At 62.4% G+C, this 2,788-nt stretch carries 2 protein-coding genes and 1 pseudogene; 2 read left to right on the top strand and 1 reads right to left on the bottom strand.

Annotated features, from left to right (window positions below; translation table 11 throughout):
• A partial coding sequence (locus E1J61_RS36300) for an ATP-binding protein (RefSeq protein WP_165971619.1) occupies window positions 1-135 on the top strand: 135 nt, incomplete at its 5' end.
• 93 nt (window positions 136-228) lie between these two features.
• On the opposite strand, the pseudogene E1J61_RS36295 reads toward E1J61_RS36300, so the two are convergent.
• A pseudogene (locus E1J61_RS36295) lies at window positions 229-1,755 on the bottom strand (DUF4158 domain-containing protein); the annotation flags it as partial.
• A gap of 403 nt (window positions 1,756-2,158) precedes the next feature.
• Between E1J61_RS36295 and E1J61_RS36290 the strand changes: the two are divergent.
• Window positions 2,159-2,788, top strand: a 630-nt coding sequence (locus E1J61_RS36290) for a DNA-binding protein (RefSeq protein WP_207951311.1), incomplete at its 3' end; no start/stop codon positions are given.

Genomic DNA, 2,788 nt, shown 5'->3' with positions numbered 1-2,788 from the left:
CACCAGTGGTTGAATGATCCGACGCTGGCTGACGCCATCTTGGACCGGCTGGTCCACCAGGCGCACAAGGTATCGCTCAAAGGCGAATCCATGCGCAAGCGCTCGGCTACCGACGCCAAGAAACGGGCATCGTGATCACCTACGCTACAATCTCCTGACCGCGCAGTACCACCTTCCTTCCCTGATCACGTTCGCCGAAACCGCTGATCACCTTCACCGAAATCCGCAACAGTAATGCGGTAACTCCCGTTCGAACACCTCCTCGGATACCTGATGGAGGCGGAAATCGTCAAAGCGGTCGCTGCCCTCCACGTAAAGGTCACCCGAGCTCAGTTCGCGCATGACCTGATCGAACACGCATAGCTCAAAGTACCTGCGATGGAGCAGACGACTACTCCGGCCGTCCGGAAAGATGGCCTTTTCCCACTTGGCCGGGAGCCAGTCGAGCGGAAGGTTTAGCAGGTCGTCGTCAGTGAGTTGTAGATATTCGCGGTGCGAGGCCCGGAAGCCCTGTATCCAGGCCAGCGCCACCAGGACCGTCTTGTCCTGCGAACTGGATCTGAGCGGCAAGGCCTCAAGGCACTGAAAGAGCAGGGAGCGGTGCTGGCGGTACGGCGCGAGCATGAATGGAAGATCGAAGTTGCCAGCGTACGCGATATGCTCATTGCAGCGGGCAAGCGCACCTGCTGCATCGTTACCGAGGACCTCAAGCACCTTATCCAGGCGAAAGATATCGGCAATACCGTCATCCTCGAGAACCTGCAGCACATCACGGAACTGGCTGACCAGGTCTTCCAAGGAGTCGGCATGCGCGAGCTGATATTGCTGCAGTCGGGTCCTGGCGAGACCCTCGTGCTTGCGCATGACTTTGATGAAGATTTCGGCCACATCGTCGAGCGCCTTCTGCAACTGCGCGTGAATGAAGAGCACTGCTAAAGTTAATCGTTTTGCTGGTTTGAGCGACTTGAGCTCAGCAATGTCAAGCGCCCGGGCCTCCGTCACCAGTTGCGTGCGTTTGGACACGGAAAGCAATGCTGGTGCCTGCGGGAGACCGTCGGCCAGGGTTCGCAGGATCTGGATGTGTTTGAGGAAGCTTGCGATTTCGCGTGTGGCGGGGCGCTTGGGCTCGCGCTTGAGCTGGTCCCAACCGGATTGCTCGCCCTGACCGTTAAACAACGCCTCAATCCGAGCGACCTGCGAGCCATCGAGCGCGTCAGCAATGGATCGATAGATGGCTTCATTGCACCGGCTGCGGGCCTGAGTGGCCATTCGGTGAAGACTGGCTAATGGCGGCAGTTCGCAGCGTAGTCGGATCAGTTCTTCGATCAGCACGTTGATAATGTCGGGCAACTCGACCTTCGTGTGCGCCGCCTCGGTTGCGAGCGCCTCCAGCCATTTCAGCGTTTTGGCTTCGACCGGTCGAATGTGGAGATACCCGCGTAGCAACTTCTGATGGCGGGACCGGGAGCCAGAGGCATCGTAGCGCTTGACTGTTGCGCGGGGTAGGGCAGAGGCCCGCAGTGCTGCGCGCACGTGATCGATCACGATAGGAGGCACGTCAGCCAGCATGGGGAAGTAGCCAAGGCGCTGCAGCAGTTTGAGCTGCACGAGAATCAGGACCGTCGTTGAGGTGCGACGGGACTGGCTGCGCGCGAAGCGGATCTCGGTCGGTGTCGGTGTGAATGCCGCTTCCAGTTCGGCGGCGGTAAGCTCAGCCGGCAGCGCCGGATAGGCGGTATCGTGGATCGAGGGCATCCTTAGTGCCGCACAACGTCCAGATTGATGTGCCCGATGTACCGGACCTCGTCATCATTGCGGATTGTGCTGTCGCCATTTGAAGCCGCCAAGGTTTTCCCCCTGTTTTCCAAATTCGCTACCTCGCTTGGGTCCGGTATCGGAGACCCTCGAACAGCGTACGTGCCAGGAAGTGGAATTTGCCCGCTTTTGATGACAGATCGACGACCCAACCGCCCCCGCCTCCAGCCTCATCATTGCCGATATGTGCCTCTTTTGGCACTCTGAGAGATTTGACTTCTCTACGGTCGGGGCCACAGCCGCGATGTAATCCGGGGCGCTGGAAAGGCTGGATTCCCTCGATAAATCAAAGAGTTGCCAGAGATGTGGCGGATTTTTTTCGAATCCCGGCCGGCCCTCGGATCTGACCGACGCCGCGCTGCAAACCGACCTGGCCGAACTGCGCGGCCGCTTCCCCGAGACCCGCGCGCTCTACCGCGAGGTCTGCGGCCTGCTGTTCTTCCGCTACGGCGTCACGCCCACCGCCAACAAGCTCTACAGCCTGGTGCGCAAGGGCAGCATGGGCACGCCGGCCGAGGTGCTGCAGGCGTTCTGGCAGGAACTGCGCGGGCGCACGCGCGTCACCATCGACCATCCCGACCTGCCGGAGGCGTTGAAGGACATCGCGGCCGGGGCGGTCCAGACCATCTGGCAGGCGGCCAACGAGGCCGCCACCGGCGAGCTGGCCACGCTGCGCGCCGAGGCCCGCGCCGCCGCCAGCGCTGCTGAAGCCGAGCGCGATGCCGCGCACGCCGAGACCGCGCTGGCGCGCGAGGAAGCCGCGGCGCTCGTCGCGCAACTGGACACCGCGCGCCAAACCATCGAGGAGGGTCAGGCGACGCTGGCCGCGGAGCGGCAGGGGCACGCGGCGACCCAGGCCCGGCTGGATGCGGGGCGGGCGGAACTGGAGGCCGCGGGCCGGCAACTGGCGGAACTGCGTACCCAATTCTCGACGGAGCTGGAGCGGGCGCGCGAGGCCGTGACGCTCGCGCAG

Source organism: Cupriavidus sp. L7L (genome assembly GCF_004353535.1).
GTDB lineage: Bacteria > Pseudomonadota > Gammaproteobacteria > Burkholderiales > Burkholderiaceae > Cupriavidus > Cupriavidus oxalaticus_A.
Note: the sequence above shows the minus strand (reverse complement) of the source record. Positions and strands in the feature narration are given on the sequence as shown.